At 37.0% G+C, this 18294-nt stretch carries 20 protein-coding genes; 7 read left to right on the forward strand and 13 right to left on the reverse strand.

What is annotated here, in order from left to right; all coding sequences use genetic code 11:
• Nucleotides 1-108: 108 nt before the first annotated feature.
• Entirely contained in the window at nt 109-987 is an 879-nt protein-coding gene (locus NSQ59_RS19835; RefSeq protein WP_055740991.1) for a LysR family transcriptional regulator, read from the forward strand.
• A 176-nt stretch (nt 988-1163) separates the two neighbouring features.
• Nucleotides 1164-2750 (forward strand): ATP-binding protein, encoded by a 1587-nt coding sequence (locus tag NSQ59_RS19840; protein WP_083489401.1) that lies wholly within the window; start codon nt 1164-1166, stop codon nt 2748-2750.
• Between the two features lie 71 nt (nt 2751-2821).
• Here the strand turns inward: NSQ59_RS19840 and NSQ59_RS19845 are convergent, their stop codons facing one another.
• Nucleotides 2822-3709, reverse strand: coding sequence for a sugar phosphate isomerase/epimerase family protein (locus tag NSQ59_RS19845; protein ID WP_055740992.1), 888 nt, complete (start codon nt 3707-3709; stop codon nt 2822-2824).
• A gap of 231 nt (nt 3710-3940) precedes the next feature.
• On the opposite strand from NSQ59_RS19845, the gene NSQ59_RS19850 reads away from it, so the two are divergent.
• The 5 genes from NSQ59_RS19850 (at nt 3941) to NSQ59_RS19870 (ending at nt 8550) form a co-directional block, all read left to right on the forward strand.
• On the forward strand, nt 3941-4555 hold the full coding sequence (locus tag NSQ59_RS19850; protein WP_340832466.1) for a DUF2238 domain-containing protein: 615 nt from the start codon (nt 3941-3943) through the stop codon (nt 4553-4555).
• A gap of 83 nt (nt 4556-4638) precedes the next feature.
• On the forward strand, nt 4639-5583 hold the full coding sequence (locus NSQ59_RS19855; protein ID WP_055740994.1) for an ABC transporter permease subunit: 945 nt from the start codon (nt 4639-4641) through the stop codon (nt 5581-5583).
• Nucleotides 5580-6581 carry a hypothetical protein gene (locus NSQ59_RS19860; protein WP_055740995.1) on the forward strand — a complete coding sequence of 334 codons (1002 nt, stop codon included), beginning with the start codon at nt 5580-5582 and terminating at the stop codon, nt 6579-6581. Before NSQ59_RS19855 ends, NSQ59_RS19860 begins: the two co-directional genes overlap by 4 nt.
• A gap of 259 nt (nt 6582-6840) precedes the next feature.
• Nucleotides 6841-7215 (forward strand): hypothetical protein, encoded by a 375-nt coding sequence (locus NSQ59_RS19865; protein WP_340832467.1) that lies wholly within the window; start codon nt 6841-6843, stop codon nt 7213-7215.
• 456 nt (nt 7216-7671) lie between these two features.
• Nucleotides 7672-8550 (forward strand): DMT family transporter, encoded by an 879-nt coding sequence (locus NSQ59_RS19870; RefSeq protein WP_055740997.1) that lies wholly within the window; start codon nt 7672-7674, stop codon nt 8548-8550.
• A gap of 136 nt (nt 8551-8686) precedes the next feature.
• Here NSQ59_RS19870 and NSQ59_RS19875 read toward each other — a convergent pair whose 3' ends face one another.
• The 12 genes from NSQ59_RS19875 to NSQ59_RS19925 all read right to left on the reverse strand — a co-directional run bounded on the left by NSQ59_RS19875 (nt 8687) and on the right by NSQ59_RS19925 (nt 18288).
• Complete coding sequence (locus NSQ59_RS19875) at nt 8687-8965, reverse strand: NUDIX hydrolase (protein WP_340832468.1); 279 nt, start codon at nt 8963-8965, stop codon at nt 8687-8689.
• Nucleotides 8966-9112: 147 nt separating this feature from the next.
• Complete coding sequence (locus tag NSQ59_RS19880; protein WP_340832469.1) at nt 9113-9277, reverse strand: hypothetical protein; 165 nt, start codon at nt 9275-9277, stop codon at nt 9113-9115.
• Nucleotides 9278-9444: 167 nt separating this feature from the next.
• Nucleotides 9445-10194: an ABC transporter permease gene (locus NSQ59_RS19885; RefSeq protein ID WP_055740999.1), complete on the reverse strand. Its 750-nt coding sequence runs from the start codon at nt 10192-10194 to the stop codon at nt 9445-9447.
• The gene (locus NSQ59_RS19890) at nt 10195-10956 is read right to left on the reverse strand and encodes an ABC transporter ATP-binding protein (protein ID WP_055741000.1); all 762 of its coding nucleotides are present in this window, start codon (nt 10954-10956) and stop codon (nt 10195-10197) included.
• A gap of 171 nt (nt 10957-11127) precedes the next feature.
• Nucleotides 11128-11469, reverse strand: coding sequence for a DUF1048 domain-containing protein (locus NSQ59_RS19895; RefSeq protein WP_055741001.1), 342 nt, complete (start codon nt 11467-11469; stop codon nt 11128-11130).
• A gap of 71 nt (nt 11470-11540) precedes the next feature.
• The gene (locus NSQ59_RS19900; protein WP_055741002.1) at nt 11541-11861 is read right to left on the reverse strand and encodes a PadR family transcriptional regulator; all 321 of its coding nucleotides are present in this window, start codon (nt 11859-11861) and stop codon (nt 11541-11543) included.
• A gap of 687 nt (nt 11862-12548) precedes the next feature.
• The gene (locus tag NSQ59_RS19905) at nt 12549-13061 is read right to left on the reverse strand and encodes an SRPBCC family protein (protein ID WP_055741003.1); all 513 of its coding nucleotides are present in this window, start codon (nt 13059-13061) and stop codon (nt 12549-12551) included.
• A gap of 81 nt (nt 13062-13142) precedes the next feature.
• Complete coding sequence (locus NSQ59_RS19910; RefSeq protein WP_340832470.1) at nt 13143-14096, reverse strand: sigma-70 family RNA polymerase sigma factor; 954 nt, start codon at nt 14094-14096, stop codon at nt 13143-13145.
• Between the two features lie 454 nt (nt 14097-14550).
• Complete coding sequence (locus NSQ59_RS19915) at nt 14551-14901, reverse strand: SdpI family protein (RefSeq protein WP_055741006.1); 351 nt, start codon at nt 14899-14901, stop codon at nt 14551-14553.
• A 650-nt stretch (nt 14902-15551) separates the two neighbouring features.
• Nucleotides 15552-16250 carry a hypothetical protein gene (locus NSQ59_RS19920; protein WP_340832471.1) on the reverse strand — a complete coding sequence of 233 codons (699 nt, stop codon included), beginning with the start codon at nt 16248-16250 and terminating at the stop codon, nt 15552-15554.
• Nucleotides 16251-16321: 71 nt separating this feature from the next.
• Nucleotides 16322-16537 carry a DNA/RNA non-specific endonuclease gene (locus tag NSQ59_RS28000; RefSeq protein WP_445669245.1) on the reverse strand — a complete coding sequence of 72 codons (216 nt, stop codon included), beginning with the start codon at nt 16535-16537 and terminating at the stop codon, nt 16322-16324.
• Nucleotides 16465-18288: a PrsW family glutamic-type intramembrane protease gene (locus NSQ59_RS19925; RefSeq protein ID WP_340832472.1), complete on the reverse strand. Its 1824-nt coding sequence runs from the start codon at nt 18286-18288 to the stop codon at nt 16465-16467. Before NSQ59_RS19925 ends, NSQ59_RS28000 begins: the two co-directional genes overlap by 73 nt.
• Nucleotides 18289-18294: the final 6 nt, after the last annotated feature.

Consider the following 18294-nt stretch of genomic DNA (forward strand, 5'->3'; position numbering starts at 1 on the left):
ACCCTTACAACCGAAATGTATCATATGTTAAATTATATTTAAAATATTTAAAATATTTGTTTTATATATAAAAAAAGTATGCAAAAAATAATTTGGGGAGGAGATAAGATGGATATTAAGCAATTGCGCTATTTTTCCACTATTGTCCAAGAGGGACAAATAACCCGTGCGGCAAAAAAACTACACATGGCACAACCTCCGCTCAGTCATCAGCTAAAGCTTTTGGAAGAAGAATTAGGGGTTACACTATTCGCAAGAAATGGCAGAAAGTTAGAGCTCACACAACCTGGCGAGGTACTGTATAAGCACGCACAAAATTTACTAAAACAATTAGAAGAAACAATAGATGAGGTACGTGAATCAAATGAGGGACTTCGGGGAGTCTTATCGATAGGATCCGTAAAGTCATGCTTTGCCCACTTGCCCCAAAAAATGAAAGAATATCTCCAAAAATATCCATTAGTCACCCTACAACTTAGGGAAGGGGACACCTTTGTCATTGGTGAGCTTTTAAAAAATAGAGAAATAGAAGTTGGTATTACTCGGCTTCCAATGGACCTTAACGATTTCTCTTTTATTCGCTTATCCAAGGATCCATATGTAGCGGTTCTTCCAAACGAATTTATGAACATACAGCCTTCTAAAAACGAAATCAGTATGTTGGATCTAAAAGATCTGCCGCTGCTGCTGCTCCATCGCATTCAAGGTTCTGGGCAATTTGAACTAGTAGTAAATGAATGCAGACGGCACGGATTTGAACCGAAAATTGTCTGTGAATGTCCGGATGTTTCAATGATTTTATCCCTTGTTTCCGCTGGAATCGGAGCAACGATTATTCCAAGGGATGCTCTTCTTTCCTTTCCGTCTGATCATATAAAAGTGCTCGAAATCTGTGATTCCACAATCACAACTGAGGCAGCTATTATTTGGCAAAAAGATAGATATTTATCCAAAAATGCAAAGTATTTTATTCAAATGTTTCAATAAAATGGGGACAATTTATAAATTTTGTCTCCTTTTTTACTTGCAGGAACAAAGTCATGTTATTCATAATTTTTACACTAATCCATTTACCAAATTGGTTTAATTTAGTAAAATTACTCGAATAAAGACCTTTTACATAATTCAAAACTATTGTAATACTTTTTTAGGAGTGGTATGGCATGAAGGAAAGTCATCCTAGGCAAAATGGCTTAAATGAAGAAGCTCATTTAAGTCAATTAGCATCTGTTGGCCAAATTGCCGCAGGCATTGCACATGAAGTTCGGAACCCCTTGACTGCAGTGAAGGGCTTTTTGCAGCTCTTAGAGCAAGATTCAAAACAAGAATACATAGAAATCGCACAGTCAGAATTAGACAATGCCTTAATTACTTTGAATAATTTATTACAAGTTTCCAAGCCGGATCTTGAAGATGAGGAATTTCAGCCTATTCATTTAGCCGTTGAACTGGAAACGATCTTAAACTTATTTCAGGATAAAGTATATAAAATTAATATCATTACCGATTTTCAAAATGCAGATATTCCTATTTCAGGGAGAAAGAATCAATTAAAAAAAGTATTCTTCAATCTTATAAAAAATGCCATTGAATCGATTACTGAAACTGGCACCATAAAAATAACCCACTTCGCTTCACAAGACGAAGCGACAGTTATTATAAGTGACACTGGAATCGGAATACCAAAAGAAAAACTGTCATTATTGGGCACTCCTTTCTATTCTACAAAGGAAAATGGAACTGGAATGGGGCTGACACAAGTTTTTTCTGTTGTATATCAACATGGCGGAAAAATCAGTGTAGATAGTGAGGAAAATATCGGGACTAGCTTTAAAGTTACTTTACCCATACAAAATATAATAACGAAGCGGAGCGTTTCCAGATTGAAACTTGAATGTGCAAAAGATACTTCGATTAGAGATTTTTTCATCACAAACAGACAAAGTTTCGAAGAGCAATTATTATGTGAGGCCATCAATGTTAAAGATAAAATAGCCGAAATACAGGCAGTCGGAAATATTAATCTAATAGAAAATGCTCACAAGCTTACCTTATTCATAGTGGATAATCGAGAGCATGAATTAATTCAGTTTGCCAAAAATGAAGGAATTGCGTGGGCCAAGCATTCTTTAACTTTAGCGTTTAAATTAGAGTGGGTGCAAGCTATTCGCCGAACACTTTGGGAATTTCTATTTAACTATACAAACATGACGATTGATAAGACTAACCATGAGGACTTTTTTTCGATGGAGAAAAATATTAATGCGATGGTTGATCAATTTTTAAACCACTTCTTCATTAGCTATTCAAAATACAAAGATGAACTCCTTTCGTCCCAAATGAAAATAGTGGAAAATTTATCTGTACCTATTATCCCGATAACAGAAGCGATTTGCATTCTTCCATTAATTGGTGCTATCGATTCAAAAAGGATTGAAACGATTGGGAATAAAGTCATTGATCACATCGGAGACACCCATATTCAATTCTTAATCATTGATCTTTCCGGTGTTGCACAAATGGAATCGGTAATTATTCAAAAGCTAATTCAGATTATTGATGGCATTTCTATGATGGGATGTCAAACAGTTCTTACAGGATTGCGATCTGAAATTGTAAAAAATATGTTGAAATATGATCTAAGCTTCAAAGAAAAAGCTATGACGAAGGGAACGTTACAATTAGCACTTACTGAACTGCTAAATGATCCGAAAATATTGAATCCGCTTGTATCAAATTCGCAAATATAATCCTTATTTATACAACATTATAAAAATCCCTCTCTTTTTACATGCGGAAGTGAGGGATTTTTTTCTTTAACCTAACTATTTCTTTGGAACATCACCTGTCTAGCCAATTCATAGCATTCTTTCAATTGATCTTCTGTTACCAGAGTCGGATTGTGCTCGAAGTGAAGATGAAATGTTTGATTGTACTTCGAAAGATAAACTAAGTATTGATGTGCATCCCCATATTGCGGATCATCTATACTTTCTCGTATTACTGGAACATGTCGCTTAGAATGTTCACTGTAAAGGGTGGTACTATGATGAACCAAATAGACATATGGTGCTGCTTTCCGCAAAAATGGATAGGGATCGAACCCTGGAAAGGCACGTTTATGTACATCTAATCTTTGAGTGTCTATGACGATTTGAATATCTTTATACATTTCAATTATTTGAAGATATTCCTCTTCATATTCTCCAAAAAAATCGTATTCCAGAACAATTTTTTGTTTATATTTTTCCTGGATATCCATTAATCTTTTAAATATATGATGACTTAGATTCAGAAACTCTTCTCTCGATAATTCATTCCACTTAAGGGTCGGAAAGTCAACTTTCCTTGGCCAATATTCATAATCAACCTGTCTTGGTGTAATGGATGGAAAAGGATAATGAAACAGGATATAGTCTGCACCAAATTTCGAAGCTAATTCCACTTCCCTTTCTATCCACTTTTCCGCCTCTCTCCTTTTTTCTGCATCACTAGAAGTAATTTCCGGTAAATTCATTTTTTTATTTCCATAAATAGGCGAATGAATGCCATAGCTTATATTATTTTCATTACAAAAATCTCTTAATTTATTCCAATCCTCTTCTTTTTCATATTGAGATGCTTCCAAACCGTTGATCATCCCCATATTTAGTTGATTCCATTCCTCCACATTTACACTGTGCCACATACCTATTATTAATTTTCTCATTGATTTACTCCCATTAAAGAATATTTCCAATTATCTTGAATTCAATTATAATTTTTAAAATTTTTCAAATCCATACTTTTTTAAGGATAGTTAAGTATAAAATTTTTCAACATCTAAATAATTTAACATGTTTAATCTTGTCTAGCGTAAGCAGTCTATCGGCTTGCGCTTTTCTTATTTATCTTTTCAACTATATTGGAAAAACTATTTCATAAAAAGGAGGATATCTTCATGTCTAAACAATCTAAATGGATTCATTTACTTTTACTTTTGATTATTATTTGTGTTTTTATTTGGTCTTCCATAAAAGCAGCGGATTATTTAACTTGGGTTTTAGAGGTTTCTCCAGCGGTTCTTATCATATTACTATTACTTGTAACATATCGGAAATTTCGCTTTACGACTCTCTCTTATTTGATCGTTACAATTTTGATGATTCTAATGTTTATTGGTGGCCATTATACGTATGATGATGTTCCTTTATTTAATTGGCTCAAAGAGAAATTTCATACACAAAGGAATGAATATGATCGATTTGGCCATTTTGCAAAAGGCTTTTTTGCAATTATCATTAGAGAAATTTTAATACGAAAGTCATGCCTTCGACCATCAAAATGGCTCATTATTATCACATTATCCTTTATACTAGCACTTTCAGCTTTATATGAAATCATGGAATGGCTGGGAGCTGAGATATTAGGAAGATCGGCTAAGGATTTTCTTGGCACCCAAGGGGATGTGTGGGATTCCGAATGGGATATGTCTTTAGCATTTTTAGGAGGAATTTTATGCCTAATTGTATTGTCGCATCTGCATAATAAATACTTACGAAAAATAATTGAATAGAACCTTTTATCTAAAAAATATGAAAATTATCCCTATTTTGTGATATAATTTAACTCTCACTTTGTTTTAGAAAGGAGTCCTTCATGAAATTACTTCTTCGTTTATCAAGCAGTCTATTTCTTTGGATAGTAATGATGGTTGTTCTAGTTTTGATTATTTTACTGCCAAGGGAAATTGAAGTAAAACGCGTCGATGTCACAGATGTGATGTCCTACCATTTTACATGGTCAGGTTATAAGGATAATATCACTCATTTTATTTCGGAAGTAAAAGAAAATAAGAGTTTAGGAAAGGCAATAGATCAACAGCCGGTTGAATGGGAACTGATGCATTACGGAATAAGAAGTATTGCGATTTTAGTTCCAGCTTTGATTTTCAGTTTTCTAATTGGAATTTTAAAAGGGGTATTTGATTATCGTCGTAACGGCGGTTTGTGGAAAGTCTTTGGTGAAGGGACAACCTGGTTAGGACAATCTATTCCGGATTTCTTTGTCATCATCATTATAGAATTAATTTTTTCCATGACCATCAATCGTATTTTTCCGCATCTTCAACTATATGGGTATGCCCATTGGTATAATATCTTTTTACCTATTATATTCTTATCCATGTATCCGGCAGCCGTAATAGCCAGTTATACTACTCAAGCATTGAAAGAAGAAGATGGCCATGATTATATTCTTACGGCTAAAGCAAAAGGAGTACCGGAATGGATCATTCTCTGGAAGCATGTCTTACGAAATTGCTGGTCTAAAATTCTTATCCATTTTATGCCTATCATTTTAACATTACTATCTTCTATGGTTTTAGTGGAGTATATGACATTATATCGCGGAATGGGAACAAGGCTTATGGAAGCGATTAAGGTAAAAGACATGATTGCCTCCAACGATACAATTCTTCCAATTGAAACACCAACCGTAATTGGCTTTAGTTTGGGGTTCATGGTCATTCTGTTGCTGGCTCAATGGGCTAATCAAATTATCAGACATTTTCTTATTCCAATTCGAAAGGATGAGCAATCATGAGAAAAGTTCCTCTATTATGGATTGGTATTATAGGATGCAGCATTATTGCTTTTGTTTTTATTTTTGGACCGCATTTGCCAAAGATTGATAGTCAACTAGCCCCAAAATCTTATATTTTAGGCAAAGGTGGAAATTTAGACTTTATTCTCCCGCCTTACCCACCATCGGGACGATATCTACTGGGGTCCGATGCAGCTGGAAGAGATATGTACAGTGCATTAATTCTAGGAACAAGGACTACCATCATTGAGATTGGGGTAATATCTATTATTACCATTCTGTTGGCTCTTCCATTCGGAATATTATCAGCGCATATACCAATTTTAAGAAGAATACTAGAAGGATGGAATTATTTATTTTCTAGAATACCCGTATTTTTCTTCGTTGTATTACTGACAACGATCCCATTTTTTATCTTTTCTCAGCAGCGACCTATTTGGACAATTAGTGTAATTATCCTTTTAGAGGTTGGAAAAGCAGCTGAATTTGTACATAAATCAGTAAAGGAAATACAGCAAACAGCATATTACGATGCTGGCATTGTATCTGGCACAAGGACTTTCGGTCTGTGGAGATGGTATTATGTACCAGGTTGTTTTTCACAATGGCTTTCCTATTTTATTCTGCATATGGGAAACATGTTATTTTTACTTGGACAATTAGGGTTTTTCAATATTTTCGTTGCCCAAAAATTAACTCAAATTGGCGGTATTCCTGGGACACATATAGCGTTTTATAAGATTGAAAATACTTCGATTGCCTGGCCGACATTTTTATCCAACACCTTTAATGATATAAATAACTGTCCGTGGGTGCCAATATTCGCTTGTATCTTTATAACATTTACCATCTTTTCCTTTATTGCATTAGGCAAAGGAATAATGCAGTATTCCTTATTAAAACAAAAGGGGCTAATTAGCAGAAGGGAAAATTTGTTACTTAAAAATCTCTTTCTGATGAATTCTTTCTTCAAACAAGAAAAAGAATGGTCCAAGTAATAAAAATGTCATCAACTATTTATAAATTCGTTTTATAATTTTTATCTGTTCTTAACATTTATCAGCTAGAATAAACTTTATAAAAGATTAATCCCTCCTTTTATAGGAAACTTTCTACCTGGGAAATCTAGCCATCGGCTAGATTTTTTCAGTTTTACAGATTATCACCTTTTTATAGTTCTTTTTTCTTATTCCAACCACCTGAAAATTTAGGTATATTTACTTATATGAAATGATTCGGGACAAAGGGGATCTGTTAGTGAGAATCGAAACTACCATAAATTTAATTAATCATTATTCGAATGAAAACAATTATTCAAAGGTTCGCTCCTTAATTCAAAAAGAATGGAAATATCTTAATGAATATAAGAATTATCAATTATTAAACAACAATGCAAAGCAAATTTTTAAAATCATGCAGGAAGAAGCAGTGACAGGCAGATCTAACGAATTAACACAAGCGGAAAAAAATATATTAAATCTCGTGAATCAGTCCATAAGAGAAATGCGTCTTCCATATGCGAAACGAATATTTTTAGAACACAATAGACTTTTTGAGAAGCCTGCAGCCATTCAATGGTTAACATCGGACGCAAGATTTATTTGTGAATCGTGGACAAAAGCGAAACAATAACATTACATGCAAAACGCAGTTTGCTTTACACCTTCTCTTCTTCCTTCTAGGAAAAGCTTCTCATTGCATAAAAGAATAGCGAAATTTATCGTCTTTGACGTTTTTATAGACTGACATGCGATTAAAATACAGTTGTATAGATTAACTTTTATTTTTTGAAAGAAGAATGATACTTTTATATAAAAGTTTGATTATTAACTAAAACTCCTCGTTACTTTTTTACCATCTACTATCATATATTAATAAACCCTTATAACACCGTATTTGCTATAATAAAATATATGTAATTGTAGTTAAAAAATGAAACGTACAAGGAGGGATAATATTGTATTGGACTCCGTTATTTGAAAATGATGTACCAGTAGCACACTTCTGCTCTTAGTGGAGTGAAGGCGTGACTACATCTCTCCGTTAGGGGCAAATGTCGACCTAATTTCAAAACGGAGGGTACAAAAAATGAAAAACACCTTATTAGGTTCATTATATTTAATTTTAGCTTCAAGCATTTGGGGCGGTATGTACGTTGTTGTTAAAGTTGTGGTAGCTGTCATACCTCCGCTGGAACTTGTGTGGTTGCGTTATTTAGTGGCGATTGTCACACTTCTCGTGATCGGCTTGATAACAAGACAAAAATGGCGGATTGAAAAACGTTATGTCATCATAATCATAGCAATTGGAATCATAGGCAATGCCATTTCAATTGTTGCTCAGGAAACTGGCACTATGCTTTCCACAGCACAAATGGGAGCAATTATCACTTCATCAACACCAGCATTTATGGTGATTTTTGCCGGCTTCATCCTTAAAGAACGGATGACATTAAAAAAGGGAATCTCCGTTGGTTTAGCAACAATTGGAGTAATACTGATTGTTGGAATTAGTGATGTGAATATGTCCAGTTCACTCGGTGGTATTTCCCTACTTATTGCTGCTTTAACATGGGCACTCATGTCTGTACTTGTAAAGCTTTTGCCCAGTAATTATTCACAAATTGTGGTGACCACCTATTCTATCTTGGTAGCTTTAATTGTGCTGACTCCTTTTGTATTGCCGCGGTTACACGATGAAATGAATATCTCACAACTGACTCATCCAACCATTTGGGGTGGACTCTTGTATTTGGGTATTGTCTCAACGGCAGGTGGATTTTTACTTTGGAATCGTGGGTTACAAATGCTTAATGCCTCAAGTGGAGGATTATTTTTCTTCTTTCAACCCGTAGTTGGAGCCTTACTTGGGTGGCTTATTTTAGGAGAAAGCATAGGAGTAACGTTTTGGATAGGCTCTATCTTAATTCTCACAGGTGTTCTATTCGTTATTAACGAGAAAAAATAAAATATAATAACCCCTTCAATCCAATGGAAGGGGTTATTATATTTTATGTTCTATTCGTTATTAACGAGAAAAAATAAAATATAATAACCCCTTCAATCCAATGGAAGGGGTTTTGCTTACATATGCTTTTATTACTCTAATAGTGCTTAAGGGTTAATTTGATAATTTTTGAGGTATATAAGCCTAATAATTCATTCTTAGGAATCCAAAATAATTCTCCTTCTTCAGAAGGAGTAAAGTTAATATGCTCTGTTTCTCCAAAGTAGACATATTGTTGACGTATTTCTCCGCTATTTTTCTCAAGCAGTATGTATTTAAGCCTAAAGTTCTTAATTTCTTCTTTTTTAAATCCTGTCTCTTCTTCGATTTCTCTGTAACTTGCTTCCATTGGAGAATTAAGTTCAGTAGATTCCATATGACCTCCAATACCACCCCAAAATTCAAAATGAAGATTTTACTCTTTTCTTTCTTCATCATTAACATATTGTTTTGATGAATTAAGAATGCAGTTGCCATTTGTCTTACTTCCAATAATAACATCCTTTCTATTATTTCTAATTTTCTAATCATTTATTAAACAAATCTTCCCGGTAGCTGAAGAAGAAAAAGCCACCGTATTGGCAGCTGAAACTTTAATGCCTGCACCCGTTTGAATAAGAAGTATCAAAGTTAGCGGACTTAAACAAAATTTGCACCAAACCACTGTTGTTATATTCTTTATTACCATAAAAATTCCTTCTTTAGCTAAACTTCTCCTTTACTTATATAAGTCCAAATAATAAATTAGGGTGCAGATCTGTTTGATCAACACCCTAATTTTTTTATATAGATCTAAAATACTACATAAAATGACCACAGCGGCGTTATTGATGTGACTAATCCTAAATGGTGAACTTACCCTAACTGGCGTTTAAATTGTTTACTTGCAAAGAAGTAAGCGATGATCATGATGCCGACGCACCAGGCAAGCGCGATCCAGATACCGTTGCCAACAGACCCATCATACAAGAGAGCACGAATCGTATTCACGATCGAAGTTACAGGCTGGTTCTCAGCGAACACACGGACAATTTTAGGCATGGATTCGGTGGGAACAAAGGCCGAACTGATAAACGGCAGGAAAATCAGCGGGTACGAGTAGGCTGTCGCCCCTTCCATAGACTTCGCTGTCAATCCGGGAATGACCGCCAGCCATGTCAGTGCCAGCGTAAATAGCCCAAGTATCCCAGCTACTGCAAGCCAATGCAGAATATCAGCGTTGGAACGGAAGCCAATCAAGAGTGCAACCAGGAAAACCACCACAATAGTAAGTGCATTGGAAACAAGTGAAGTCAAGACGTGAGCCCACAATACCGACGAGCGCTTAATGGGCATGGTAATGAAACGCGCCATCAAACCGCTTTTTATATCCGTAAACAGCCGCAGGGAAGTGTAAGCAACACCGGATGCGATAGCCATCAGCAAGATTCCCGGCAATAAATAATTGACATAGTTATCTGTCCCTGTCTTTATGGCACCGCCAAACACGAAGACAAACAGCAGCATCATCATAATCGGCGTAATCGCCACCGTGATAATCGTATCTGGGCTACGCATGATGTTGCGCATTAATCGACCTAGTAATACACCTGTTTTGCTTTTCATTTACATTTCCTCCTTTTTGCCGATGATCGCTAGGAAAATTTCCTCCAAAGTCGGCTGCTTCTCAATGTATTCCACTTTCGCTGGCGGGAACATCTCTTTGAGTTCGGTAAGGGTACCGGTCGTGATGATTTTTCCGCCATGCAGGATGGCGATGCGGTCCGCCAGTTGTTCGGCTTCCTCCAGGTACTGGGTTGTCAACAAGATGGTCGTGCCTCCGTTGGCAAGCTCCTTAACGGTATCCCAGACTTCAATCCGCGCTTCGGGGTCAAGCCCTGTCGTCGGTTCGTCGAGAAAAATGATTGCTGGCGTCCCGATCAGGCTCATGGCGATGTCAAGCCGGCGCTTCATCCCGCCGGAATATTGGTCCGCCCTGCGGTTGGCCGCATCGGTCAGACTGAATCTTGTAAGCAGATTGTCGGCGACTTGTGCGGGATTAGAAACTCCCCGCAACTTGGCGATCATCATCAGGTTTTCCCTCCCAGTGTGCATTCCGTCTATAGCTGCGAACTGCCCTGTCAGGCTGATGTTCTGGCGAACCTGATCCGGTTGACGCTGGACGTCAAACCCGCAAATACCTACTTCACCGCCATCAGGCTTCATAAGTGTAGAGAGGATATTGACCGTTGTCGTCTTGCCCGCTCCATTTGAGCCCAGCAGAGCGAAAATTTCGCCACGCTGCACCTCAAAATTTACCCCTTTTAAGACTTCCTTGTCTTTAAAAGATTTTTTTAATCCTTTTACAGAAATCGCTGCATTGCTCATCCTTTTTTCCTCCTTATAATAAGCGCCTTTCGGAGCTAGAATGCCTATCCTCTTCTACTTAGCATCACTGGTAATCTGTACCACTTATTACCGAGTAAAAAATATAACTGAATAACAAAGGTGGCAATTCATATTAGTAACCAGCTATTCAGTCAGCATTATTTAATCAGTTTATTTTTTTCCCAAGCGATTCAAGATACTCTCATTCAAATCTTCACGATACTTGGCAACATAGGTTTTAGCGTTTGCCACTAATTCGTCGGCAAAGGATGCTACGTCGTCCCCAGTGATTTCCAGCACTTCTCTGCCTTCCGCTGCACCGGCTTCGAATAAATCGATTAATTCATACTGTATTTGCAACATATCCATTCCGTTGCCCGCTGTGAATTTCCACATGTAGTTTTGAATTTTCTTAAATACATACTGGTAGTCCTCAGGTAAAGCTTCTACCCGTGCCATCATCATCTTGTATTCTTTTTTATCACCAATCATTTTTTTGAACATTTCCATCATGTTATTTTTCCTCCTATTTTATAAAGCTGAATAAGACACTCCAAAAATATCGGACAGAATATCTTATGAAGCTAGGTTGACTTTAAGACATTGATTTTCGACGATACAAAATCCCATTTTTTCCAAAACAATTCAAGCTCCTTGCGGCCAGCCTCATTAAGTGTGTAAAACTTGCGGGGTGGCCCCATATCCGACGGTTTTTTTTGTATGCTCACCAGTTTTTTCTTTTCTAATCGCACGAGGATCGTGTAGACCGTCCCCTCCACGACTTCGGTAAACCCAAGTTCGTTCAGGCGGCGGGTAATCTCGTAGCCATATGTTTCATGGCGGCTGATAATTTCCAGTACACAGCCTTCCAGCGAACCCTTCAGCATTTCAGTTAAATTTTCCATGTTCAGAATCACCTCTATTCTGTCTGACTTATATTCAGTATAACTTAGTACCGAGGTAAAAATTTTTACTCGATAGTTTTTGGGGAGTCATGCTATTAAGTATTACTTATTACAAGTGCATTGTATCACTCAGTAGTGAGAGATGTCAACTATTTTTCTTAAAAATAGTTTAATACCTATATTTACGGCTATTTTTCCATGTTCAGAGCCACCTCTATTTTGCATGACTTATATTCAGTATAACTTAGTACCGAGGTAAATTTTTACTTAATAGCTTGAAGCTATTAAGTATTGCTTATTACAAGTATATCGTAACACCGAGTAGCGAGGGTGTCAACTATTTTTCTAAAAAAAATTTTCGATACCAATATTAGCTGCTATGCAATACCTTCATAAATGGATACGCTAAGGTTTGGAAAAGTATTCATATGGAGGCTTTTGAATCATGGAGTTTCAATGACATGACGGGTATTGTGATGGCGGAAACCCATTAGACTGCATGTGTATCCGTGCAGTTTTTCGATATACAATCCGTCAAACCCAAAAAATAGGTATTAGACTAATGCGAAAAACGAAACAGCAGCAGCCATGGACGATAAAAATAAAATCCTAGACTGCTCCTATTTTATTGAACAAAATTCTCACCTGAAACGTAATATTCAAAGTGATTAAGTTTTTTATCGCATTCTAATTCAGGGAGACAAGATAGTTGGCAAGTTGATCGAAAGTACCCTCAAGATCTTGTTGAAGCTTTGGAGCCATACGTTTGTAGTTTTCTTGTTCCTCAGCGGAAGCGTTCACAGGGAAACCCTTCAATTTTAAAACAGTTTTACCTTCGTCATCTTCTAGCGTTATGATATTCATAATTTCAAGAGGCCAGCTCAAGCTAAAAGGAGCTCGGACCGTATTGCCTTGCTCATCAGAAAAGGATCGGATATAAGTCACTTTATCAGGTTCAACAACCTCTTGGTATGCAAATTTTCCCCACATAACCTCTTTTCCGTCAAGAGACGTTTGAATACCTAAAAACTCGCCACCTGATCGAGCGTCCATTTTAACGACTTCGAGGGTGAACCTCTTTGGTCCCCACCATTTCGCGAAATGCTCGGGCTCTGTCCATACTTTAAATAAGAGTTCGCGAGGGGCATCGAATACGCGCGTAATTGCAATTTCGAAAGTTTGATTCAGATTATTATCCATGAAAATCCTCCTTTTACAATGATCTCAATCGATTATTGTTTTTTTATTCTCATTTATTTAGACGAAATTCGATTGCAAAATTCATCGGTCTAATTGTTCAGGTAGCCCAAATCTGGAAAATAATTTTGCGTTAATGAAATTTTGGATGTGGAAGATCTTCTTGTCTTTCATGACAATGACGTGAATGCCCCAGGGGACCAAGCAGGATTTGTCGTTGCTCGGAATATATTGAGCGAGAGCGGGATAACCGCCATTCACCGTAGTTGGCAAAAAACGCGATCCTTCGCAATGCCAGCGCATAAGCGTGAAAAACTGGAACAAATTGTCCTTGCCGCACACCCACATTGGGAAAGGTGGCATAGACATATGGCCTTCTTCATGAAACAAGGCGACCAGTGCATGGATATCAAATTGTTCAAACGCTTCCACATACCGTGAGAGCAATTCTTGATCAGGCTCGAGATCCATCAAGCTATATTCTTCAGAACGATGTTTCGAACGATCCATCGTCTCTCTAGCCCTTTGCAAGGCGCTGTTAACGGCTGCCGGCGACATTCTTAACGTTTCTGCAATCTGCTTAGAGGACCATTCGAATACGTCTTTCAAAAGGAGAACAGCACGTTGACGTGGAGGCAAGGTTTGCAAGAGTGTTATAAAACATAGTTGAAGCGTTTCTTTGCGAATGAGGATATCTTCCGGATTTTCCGAAACGGCGGGAGCTGGCCAGACCCAGGATGAGTCAGGTAACGTTTCGCTGGGTGCGATAATAGATGTAGCGGCATCGGAAAAGTCAACGGGACGAGTGCGGCGTTTCGCTTGTCTTAGCTTGTCCAGGCATAAGTTTGATGCAATGCGATAAACCCACGTTTTGTAAGAGGACTCCTGCCTGAATGAGTTCCAATTTTCCCAGACACGAATAAAGGTTTCTTGAACGGCATCGTCTGCGTCATCGATCGATCCTAACATTCTATAACAGAACGATGTTAACTCCGGCTTTAAGCTATCAAATAACTGAAGTCCTAATGTATGACCCATTTATTTTTGCCTCCAAATGTAAAAATAATAGATAATGAGAAGAGACTCCACCATTTCTGAAAATACTTCTACAATGGCAATTAAACTCCCGATAGTTCAGTAAAGTAACAGTAATTCTATTTTACCTCATTTATCTAAATAGCTACAATTTTCACGAAAACAGAGTTCTTTTAAACTACATGAACCAACTTGATTAAATTTATGAGGGTGTGGTTGTACTTACTAAAAAATACCTCTTATCAAAACCGCCACGTTCAATGAATTTCTTACGTCTTACATTCTCAATATCTTCAAAAGATTTATTATGCATTTTTGCCAAGGAATGAATTATCTCCAAGATATCTGCGAGTTCTTCTATAGATTCACGGTCACTCTTTGATACTAAATATTCTTTGATTTCTTCCGTTAGTTTATTTCTTAATTCAAGTGAATATAATGAAGAGAGAGTTTATAATTAAGATATGTTCTCTAGTTGTTTTAGTCTCTTTTCCACAGTTAGTATCAAAATGATTGATGCTAATATCATCAGGCAAATGATTATAAGAAGAGCATACTCAACTTTTGTAATAATAAAACTTATAATAATCCCCAAAAACATTATTGAAATACCATATTTAATTAATAGCTTGGCACTGTATTTATTTCCTTCTTGCCAAAGAGTCATGTTTTTCATGGACCGTTTAGTTCGATAGCCATATAGTCCATTAATATCCTTTGGGGGCTTATAAAGTAAGATTAATCCACAAATGATAAAGATCATGCCAATCAGAATACTCATTCCAACATTAATTAATATTGTATCCATATAGACACCCCCCTTGCGATTACCATCTAATTACATTATATCATATTTATGGAACAATCTTTAATCTGTATATTTTCAAGCAAAATGATTTTCCCAATATTTAATTCTAATAAAATAGAAGATAGTAATTTTGCTTGTGAAGAAATGTACTAAAACTCCAATGAAAATAGATAAAGTAAAAAACCCAAAAAATAGCATAACAAAATTGACCCCAGTAATAGCTTAAAAAAAACCTGAGCCCCGTAAGTGATCATTATGAAATCACTTTTATATTCATATGCCTAGTAAGAGGATTTATTATTACGAGAGTTTGCTTTTACTATCTGAGGATTGACTAATATGCTGTCCACATCCGGATAAAATTAACCCTATTGCAAAACAGCCCTCAATTATTGCATACTTTAACATTTGATAACCCCGATTATAATTTAATAACGTTTAAATGAACAATCGAGCACCTACACTTTCCTAACCCCTTTTCCCATCACCAGCTTTTGCAACAGATTGCTTTTTTCCAATACAGTCTAAAAATTTCTATTTCATTGATGATGGCTGTAATATTGGGATTTTGAAGTGTTATTGATGCTTTTACCAGCTCGTAATCTACATATATACGCTTATATATTTTTACCATTTTATAGAACTTGACTTTATACCTGTGTAAGAATATAAACGAGCGGTTCTGAACGGTTATTCGTTCCAAAAAAATATAACTGGTTGGCAAGGAAAAGTTCATAATAACGATGTTTCGAAGGCTCTGGTTTCCCTCTTAAGCTAATTACAGTTTGCGGAGGAGCATCAGGTACGATATCGAATTTAAATTCCTCCATAAGTTGCATTAAAAAAAACATTGAGACAGTTGAATTGTAAGAAGCTGGAGTTTCATCTTCCAGTAACCAGTTCGGTTGTCCGCCTATTCTATTTTCATTGATAGCAGTTTCAGAAACAGGTGCAAGATTCCAGCGTTTAAATTGGACCTTTTCTTTGTAATCCTTTCGCAAAATGCTGTCTTTGGTTTCAAACATAATGATTTTAAAATTACGCTGATAAGTTTCCAAAAAGCCTTTTGGGATGTCTACACCATGCAGGGAATCTTGTAACATTTCCGGGATAAGGTATTCTTCATGTGCACAAGAAGTGCATGAAAATACTGCCATTGATAGATCATGCCATCTATGGCTTTCAGGAAATGCTACTTGAAAAAAGAAGGTTTGCTCTGCACCGCATAGTTGGCAAATTGGAATTTCCATAGAAGCAGGAATACAAGGATGGCCACCGATAAATGATTGGTCACTTTCTTTTTGTTGCTGATCAGACGGATCCATTTTTAATATATAACTAGACTCCATTTCCTTTCATCTCCCGTTTCAGTATAAATTTAGTTTATCTTATATCGTCTCCTAAAACTAATCATTCTGATTTAAGGGTTTGGAAAAATCCTCGTGATCGTTTCTCCATCGATCCTTATTTGATATAGAACCTCAAATGGTCTTGTGGAACCGACAGTGTATTTGGGTACGACACGAACAAAAACAGTTTTCCCTGCTTTCACTTCATCTGCAATCATAGTTTCAAATTGTCTGAACCTCCCTCTGTTAATGGACAGGTTTTGTGGGAAGATATTTCCTGAGTTGATGCTTCCAAGACCTCCAAGGTTTTTCCTATTCCATGACCGGCATCATCTGTCTGTTTCCCAAGATTTCTTACATATTCTCTGGACGCATTATTAGTATCGGTCCCTTTTTTAATATGACGCTTTTCAATTTTTGCGAAAACAGACCGCAGTTCACCTTGACTTCCATGAATGGTACGATAAGTTAGACCACCAGTAGTCGTAAATTCATGTCTTGTAAATCCTTTTGTCGTTTTCAAAACTCTTGCTGCAGCAATTTTTCCAAATGGTAAACGACTAAACCCGATAGTAAAGACAGCTGCAGCTGCATATTCCGGCGTAAGCAATTTTTTAGGATTCCGTATCATATCTGCCGTTTGATGCCCGCTGGCTGCAAATCCGACCCCGGCTGAAACAGCGCCGATAGCCGACCAGACTCCAAGAAAAGGCACTGATAAGGTAAATGCTCCGGCAATAATGATTCCCTTCTCCCATCCGGACAAGCCATCCCACCAATTTTGTAGATTATCAAACAGACAGGCAAAACAAGCTACTGGACCACCATATGAATTTTCCCATTGGACGAGGACAAGGACAAACAAAAGTGCTGCTGCAATTAGTGTTAACGCTTGATGATACTTTTGAACATTGGCCATTAACACCGGCAAACGACTCTTCGCTTCAGCACTCCCATGTATGAATGTAAAACCAAGTTCCCTTCGTTCTCTGTAGAAGTAGAGCAAAGAACCAAACCGCTGTCGATCCTTTATGAGAGATTTAGCCAAGTTCCATAATTCCATTACAGGATTAATGTTTTTTTCGCCTTCAAGTTTCGGAATATGATTCTTCAATTGGTTTAATTGCCAATAATCGATAAGTAAAGCAACGACGAGCATCAGTAAAAATAGTGGTTTTGAGGCATAGCCGCCTCCGAACAAATGATGTATCCCATCTAGCCATTTCGGAACGTGATAGTCAGCATTCCAAATGGCATGATCAAAAATAGACCAAACCATAAGGAACATGGGAAAGATATAGGTATAACGCTTAAATCGATTTTGATACCTCACTGCAAACCCGATTCCCAATGCAATCATTGCCGTGAGTAATGAATGCCCAGCGGTCATTTTATCGGGCAAAAGACTTTCCTCAAAATACCCAGGAAACAATGTAAACAAATCCCAATGAAGCACTTTTCCAGAGAGAAAGGAAACTCCATAATGATCTCCAGATATTAAACGTCGGGTTGTTTCCTCTAAAAATTGAAAACCGGCTCCCGATGCAGCTCCAATAAGGGCATAGTCTGATAAACTTAAGGATGAAGCACGGCGTGACAAAAAAAGATAGACACCAAGCGGGATCAATTTCAACACTTCCTCCGCAATGGGTGTTAAAATAGCTTGGCTCCATACATCTGTTGCCTTCCCGCCGAAAAGCGCGGTAATCGAACCTACTAAAATGGAATTCAGCGGCACGATCAGCCATGCTCCAGCAAGAAAGAAATATGTATACTGTTTCCATGACAACGTTTTACTGCGACATAAAAGCCAAAATTGTAAAATCACATAAAACGACCAAAAAAACTGAACGAATATTTTTCGTGAGTCTTTCATGAAAATTAAACTGAGAACGAAGACAATCAAGCAAGCCCAAGAGAAAATAGCATAAATACGCAAAATCCACGGATGTTTACGGATCCATTCTTTCCAAAGATGATGAGTAGACTCCAGCATCGTCCTTGTTTTGAATCTAAAGTTTTCAATCCGGCTTATCATACCTCA

It is taken from the genome of Margalitia sp. FSL K6-0131, from assembly GCF_038008735.1.
Classification (GTDB): domain Bacteria; phylum Bacillota; class Bacilli; order Bacillales; family Bacillaceae_C; genus Margalitia; species Margalitia shackletonii.